This is a genomic window from Streptomyces mayonensis (assembly GCF_018982965.1).
Taxonomy (GTDB): Bacteria; Actinomycetota; Actinomycetes; order Streptomycetales; family Streptomycetaceae; genus Streptomyces; species Streptomyces mayonensis.
Genome location: NZ_JACBYP010000065.1, coordinates 38,700 through 45,324, shown reverse-complemented (window position 1 = coordinate 45,324; position 6,625 = coordinate 38,700). Strand labels below are relative to the sequence as shown.

3 protein-coding genes are annotated in these 6,625 nt (G+C 76.3%); 1 reads left to right on the top strand and 2 read right to left on the bottom strand.

Annotated features, from left to right (window positions below; all coding sequences use genetic code 11):
- Positions 1-83: 83 nt before the first annotated feature.
- Entirely contained in the window at positions 84-977 is an 894-nt protein-coding gene (locus HZS56_RS23155) for a hypothetical protein (RefSeq protein WP_216722695.1), read from the bottom strand.
- A 47-nt stretch (positions 978-1,024) separates the two neighbouring features.
- Between HZS56_RS23155 and HZS56_RS23150 the strand changes: the two genes are divergently transcribed.
- Positions 1,025-5,545: a cation-translocating P-type ATPase gene (locus HZS56_RS23150; RefSeq protein ID WP_216722694.1), complete on the top strand. Its 4,521-nt coding sequence runs from the start codon at positions 1,025-1,027 to the stop codon at positions 5,543-5,545.
- 92 nt (positions 5,546-5,637) lie between these two features.
- Here the strand turns inward: HZS56_RS23150 and pdxS are convergent, their stop codons facing one another.
- Positions 5,638-6,549 carry a pyridoxal 5'-phosphate synthase lyase subunit PdxS gene (pdxS, locus tag HZS56_RS23145; RefSeq protein WP_216722693.1) on the bottom strand — a complete coding sequence of 304 codons (912 nt, stop codon included), beginning with the start codon at positions 6,547-6,549 and terminating at the stop codon, positions 5,638-5,640.
- Positions 6,550-6,625: the final 76 nt, after the last annotated feature.

Genomic DNA, 6,625 nt, shown 5'->3' with positions numbered 1-6,625 from the left:
GGGATCGGGGGGACATGCGGGGCCTCCCGGTGGGGGTCGGTGAGGTGTTGTAGGCATGACAGTGATCTGGTCCAGACCTTTCGTCAAGAGGTCCGTACCTGAAAGGCCGTCGGGATGAGTGCCCGAGGTGCGGGAACCCGGCGGAATGCGGAAGGTGAGGTTCCCAGGGTTTCCACCGCACGGACAGGGCGAGGACGAACAGTCATGGCTGAGCAGAAGTCGGCGCAGACACTCCCGAGGCCGTTGCACGCGGCGGCCTCCGCACTGCGGAAGGTGCCGGGTGCCGGGACGGTCGGCAGGGCCGCCGAGGGCGCGTTGGACCGGATCGGGGCGGTGTCGCCGCGCGGGCGGCGCGTGATCGTGTACACGGGGGCCGGGGTGCTGGGGGTGGCCGGGCTGGTGGAGTGGCCCGTCGCGGCCACCGGAGCGGCGGTGGCCTGGCTGACACAGCAGCGGGGGAAGGGGCAGGCGGGCGGCGCCTCTTCGCGGGCGAACGGTGCCGCTTCGGCTGCCAACGGCGCCTCGTCCTCGTCCCGGGGAAGCGGTGCCTCTTCGGCGGGGGCGGGCGGCGAGTCGGCTGCCGCCCGGTCGACGCCGCCGAAGCCGGCCGCCGCCAAGTCAGCCGCCGCCAAGCCGGCCGCCGCCAAGCCGGCCGCCGCCAAGTCGGTCACTGCGCGGAAGGGCACTGCCAAGTCGCCCGCCGCGAAGAAGGCGACGGCGAAGAGGGCGACCGCGAAGAAGACGGCGGCGAAGAAGACGGCGGCGAAGAAAACGGCGAAGAAGGCGACCGGGGCGAACGCGACCGCGACTGCGAAGAGGGCAGCCTCGACGAGCACCGCCGCGAAGAAGAGCACCGCTGCGAAGAAGGGCACCACCGCCAAGTCCGCCGCCAAGAAGACGGCGTCACCCGCCCGGACCAAGAGCCGGTCGGCGGCCAAGGCGTCATCCAGTCGGCCTTCCCGGAGCAGGAGCCGCACGGCGGCCTCCGCCTCCCGCACCCGAACGGCGGGCTGAGGGGCGAGCGATGGTCGGTGTGCTTCTGACGCGGTCCCAGGACGCCGTCTCCGGGTTCGTGCTGGCCGGACCCCGCCTGCTCGCGCGCGGCACCGCCCCCACCGTGGGCGCCGCGGCCGGCGCGGTCGCGGGCACCGCACGGGCCGGTGTGCGCGGTGCCGACTTCGCCGCGCGGGCCGCCCGGGTCGCCCGCGCCGCGCTGCCGGGCGGCAGCCGGGAGTGGCGGGCCGGAACGCGGGCCCACCTGGCGCTCGGGCCCGCCCCGGTGGACGGGGTGCGCCGGGCGGGCGGCACCGAGCAGGCGGCGCGGCGGGTGGCGGAGGAGCTGGCCGAGCACCCGGACGTCCTGCTCGCCTACTGGGACACCGGCCTCGCCAGGCTGGTGGTGACCGCCACCGAGGACGCGCTCACGGATCGCGTCGTGGACCGCGCCACCGCCATCGCCGAGCGCCACGGACTCACCCGGCCGGAGCAACAGGGGCAGCAGAGGCAGCAGGGGCAGGTGGAGGGTGGCGCGGGCGACGAGCCGGACCATCCCGGTGACCCGGTCTCCGTGCGGGTCGCGGCGGCCGCGCTGGGGGCAGACGCGCTGGGCGTCGCCGCCGCCGTGACCGGCGCGCGCCTGCGGCTGCCCGCGTCGCCGCGTCTGGTCACCGCCGTGTCGACGCTGCTGCGCGAGAACCCGGCCTTCCGCGCCTGGCTCCGCGAGCGGCTCGGCGACCACCGCATGGAAGTGGCCCTGGCCGCCGCCAACGCCGCCGTGCACGGTGCCGGACAGAGCCCCACCTCGCTGGTGCTCGACGGGGCGTTGCGCGCCTGCCAGTTGGCGGAGGCCGTGGCGCGGGCGGCGGCCTTCGAGGCCGTGCACGACCGGCTCTGCGTACCCGGTCGCGGCAGCCTGCCCGCCGGAGGCGCGCTGCGTCCGCCGCCGCGCACCTCCCCGGCCCAGGACTACGCCACCCACGCCTCGGCCGGCAGTGTCGCGGGTGCCGTGGCGACCCTGCTGGTCAAGCACGACCTGGCCGAGGCGGCGGAGGCGGTGCTGTCCGGTTCGCCCAAGGCGGCGCGTTACGGGCCCGCCGCCTTCCACGCCGTACTGGGCGCCGCGCTGTCCCGTACCGGCGTGCTGGTGCGCGATCCCGCCCGGCTGCGGCAGCTGGAGATGGCCCGCACGGTCGTCCTGCACCCCAGCGCGCTGCGGGCGCCGGGCGCGGGCGCGGACCCGTGGACCGAGGACGTGCTGGACGCGGCGCGCCGCGCGGGCCTGCGCGTGGTGATGGTCGAGGACCCGGCGCTCGCCGACTTCACCGGCCTCGCGGACCAGGTAGTCGACGCCCGGCGCCCGCTCGCCGAGGTCGTCGCCGGCCTCCGCGCCGAAGGCGGCGGTGTCGGCGGCGGTGGCGACAGTGGTGTCGGCGGCGGTGGCGGTGTCGTCACCGTCGTACGGCCGCAGGCCGGGGACGGCCCGGAGGTGTCGGCCGGGCTGCTCGCCGGGGACGTGGCGGTCGCGCTGGCCGACGGCGACGGCCCGGTGGCGTGGCGTGCGGACGTGATCGCCCCGCAGGGGCTCGCCGACGTGTGGCGGCTGCTGCGGTCGGTGCCGGCGGCCCGCGCGATCGGGCGCCGGTCGCAGACGCTGGCCCGGTCCGGGGCCGCGCTGTCCGGGCTGCTCGTGGCGGTCGGCGAGGCCCGCGGCAGGCGCCGGGGCGGCGTCTCGGCGCTGCTGGGAATGCGCCACGCGCCGGTGGACGCGAGCGCGGCGGTGGCCCTGCTGTCCGGGACGCGTGCGGCGCTCGGCGTGGCGATGGCCCGCGCCCCGCACCCGCGGCCCCGGGTGGCGTGGCACGCGCTGGAACCGGACGCGGTTCGGGACCGGCTGGAGCGGGAGGGCACGCCCGAGCCGACCGCCACCGAGCAGGCCGCGGCGCGGTTGAGAGCGGCCGCGGACCGGGCGGGCCGGGTGCGGGTGCTGGCCCCGGCACGCTGGTCGTGGCAGCTGGGCCGGGCCGTGCGCGGGGAGTTGGACGACCCGCTCACCCCGGTCCTGGCGGTCGGCTCGGCCGCCTCCGCGATCCTCGGGTCGGTCGTGGACGCGCTGCTGGTGGTCGGCGCGCTCGACCTCAACGCGCTGGTCGGCGGCTTCCAGCGGCTGCGGGCCGAGCGGGCGCTGTCCGGGCTGCTCGCCGAGCAGAAGCAGAAGGCCCGGGTCACCGGGGAGCCCTCGCGGGAGACCGGCGAACTCTTCGGCCAGAACGAGGAGTCCGGGCCGGAGGGCGAGCCGCGGATCATGGACGCGGCCAAGCTGCACCCGGGGCACGTGATCGAACTGCAGGCGGACGACGTGGTGCCCGCCGACGCGCGGCTGCTGTGGGAGGACGGTCTGGAGGTCGACGAGTCCGCGCTGACCGGTGAGTCGCTGCCGGTGGACAAGTGCGTGGACCCGGTGCCCCGTGCTCCGGTGGCCGAGCGGTACTGCATGGTCTTCGAGGGCACGACCGTGGTGGCGGGGCGGGCCCGGGCCGTCGTCGTCGACACCGGCGACCACACCGAGGCGGCGCGGGCGGTCGCGCTGGCCGCCCGGACCCCCTCGGCGGCCGGGGTGCAGGCCCGGCTCCAGGAACTGACCCGCAAGGCGCTGCCGCTCACCCTGGCGGGCGGCGCGGCGGTGACCGGTCTGTCGCTGCTGCGCGGGGCGCCGGTCCGGCAGGCGGTCGCGGGCGGCGTGTCGGTGGCCGTGGCCGCCGTGCCGGAGGGGCTGCCGCTGGTCGCGACGGTGGCGCAGCTCGCGGCGGCCCGCCGGCTGAGCCGCCACGGCGTGCTCGTCCGCACCCCGCGCACCCTGGAGGCGCTGGGCCGCATGGACACCGTCTGCTTCGACAAGACCGGCACGCTCACCGAGAACCGGCTGCGGCTGACGCGGGTCGCGGGCCCCGACGGCACGGTGCGCAGGGTGGGGGACCCGGACACCGCCGAGGCCGTACGCGTCGCCGCGCGCGCCTGCCCCCGGCTGAACGGCGACGGCGCCCGGCCCACCCACGCCACCGACGAGGCGGTCCTGGACGCGGCCGGGGACGACCCGGAGTGGACGCAGGAGGAGGGCCTGCCCTTCGAGACCTCCCGCGGCTACGCGGCCGCCGTCGGACGCGCCGGTAGCGCCGGTAGTGGTGGCAACAGTGGCAACGGTGGCAGTGGTGGTAGCGCAGGCAGTGGTGGCAGCGGCGGACCCGCGGTGCTGGTGGTCAAGGGTGCCCCGGAGACGGTGCTGCCCGCCTGCGCCGGGCTGCCCGCGGGCACCGCCGAGGTCGCGCAGCGGCTGGCCGGTGCCGGGCTGCGCATCATCGCGGTGGCGCGGCGCACCCTGGCCGACGGCGAGAAGGCGGCCGACGTCATCGAACGGCCGCCGTCGGGGCTGGAGTTCACAGGACTGCTGGCCCTCGCCGACGTGCCCCGCGAGACCTCCCCCGCCCTGGTGCGCGGGCTGCGCGAGGCAGGCGTACGGCCCGTGGTGCTGACCGGCGACCATCCGCAGACCGCGCGTGCCATCGCCGTGGACCTGGGCTGGCCCGAGGACGCCGTCGTGGTCACCGGCGACGAACTCGCCGCCGCCGACCGCACCTCGCGCTCCCGGCTGCTGCGCGACGCGGACGTCGTGGCCCGGGTGGCGCCCGAGCAGAAACTCCAGGTCGTCGAGTCGCTGCGGGACGCCGGGCGGGTCGTCGGCATGGTCGGCGACGGCGCCAACGACGCCGCCGCGATCCGGGCCGCCGACATCGGCGTCGGGATCAGCGCCCGCGGCTCGGCCGCCGCCCGCAACGCCGCCGACCTGGTCGTCACCGGTGACGACCTGCTGGTCCTGGTGGAGGCGGTCCGGGAGGGCCGGGCCCTGTGGCACAGCGTCGCCGACGCCATCGCCATCCTGATCGGCGGCAACGCGGGCGAGGTCGGCTTCGGGATCCTCGGCACGGTGCTGGGCGGTGCGTCGCCGCTGTCGACCCGGCAGATGCTGCTGGTCAACCTGTTCACCGACCTGTTCCCGGCGATGGCGGTCGCGGTGACACGGACGGGCGACCCGGAGCAGGAGGCCGCCGACGCGGGCGCGCCGCTCGGGGCGGCGGTCCTGGGCGAGCCGCTGCTCCGGGAGATCCGGCACCGGGCCCTGACGACGGCGCTCGGCGCGACCGCAGCCTGGCTGTTCGGCCGCTTCACGCCGGGCACCCGGCGCCGCTCCACGACGATGGCGCTGTGCGCGGTCGTCGGCACCCAGCTCGCCCAGACCCTCGCCGACCGCCGCGAGAGCCGCCTGGTGCAGGTGACGTGTCTGGGCTCCGCCGCCGCGCTGGTCGCCCTCGTGATGACGCCGGGCGCCAGCCGCCTCTTCGGGTGCACGCCGCTGGGTCCGGTGGCCTGGACGGGCGTGGCCGCGGCGATCGTCCTGGCGCTGGCGGGCCAGCGGGCGCTGCCGGGAGTGGAGGGGGCGGTGATGCGCTACTGGCCGAAGGTGGCGGAGCGACTGCCGGGCGCGGTGCGCTGACGCACCTCTCTCCGCCCCGCCCGGGGGTGCCGGGGGTGGCGGAGGTGGCAGGGGCGCCGGGAGTGCCGGGAGTGCCGCTCATGGTCCCGTGCCTACCAGCCGCGGTTGGCGTAGCGCTCGGTCTCGGGGAGGGTGTCGCAGTTGATGCCGACCATGGCCTCGCCGAGGTTGCGGGAGGCGTCCGCGACGATCTTCGGGTCGTCGTAGAAGGTGGTCGCCTTCACGATGGCGGCGGCGCGCCTGGCCGGGTCGCCGGACTTGAAGATGCCGGAGCCGACGAAGACGCCCTCGGCGCCGAGCTGGCGCATCAGCGCGGCGTCGGCCGGGGTGGCGACACCGCCGGCGGAGAACAGCACGACCGGCAGCCTGCCCAGCTGGGAGACCTCCTTGACCAGCTCGTAGGGGGCGCGCAGCTCCTTGGCGGCGGCGTACAGCTCGTTGTTGTCGCAGCCGCGCAGCCGGGCGATCTCGTTCTTGATCTGGCGCAGGTGGCGGACGGCCTCGACGACGTTTCCGGTGCCGGCCTCGCCCTTGGAGCGGATCATCGCGGCGCCCTCGGCGATGCGGCGCAGGGCCTCACCGAGGTTGGTGGCACCGCAGACGAAGGGGGTGGTGAAGGCGAACTTGTCGCTGTGGTTGACCTCGTCGGCGGGGGTGAGGACCTCGGACTCGTCGATGTAGTCGACGCCGAGGGACTGCAGGACCTGCGCCTCCACGAAGTGGCCGATGCGGGACTTGGCCATCACGGGGATGGAGACGGCGCCGATGATGCCCTCGATCATCTCCGGGTCGGACATCCGGGCCACACCGCCGTCCTTGCGGATGTCGGCCGGGACCCGTTCCAGGGCCATGACGGCGACGGCGCCCGCGTCCTCGGCGATCTTCGCCTGCTCCGGGGTGACGACGTCCATGATCACGCCGCCCTTGAGCTGCTCGGCCATGCCGCGCTTCACACGGGCGGTGCCGGTCTCGGTGACCTGGGTTTCGGAGAGCGTGCTGGACACGGGTACCTCGCTTGCGGGGAAGGGGTTCCTGCCGCTTTCTGCGGCTTTCTGCAGCAACGAGGAAACGTGAGTCGAG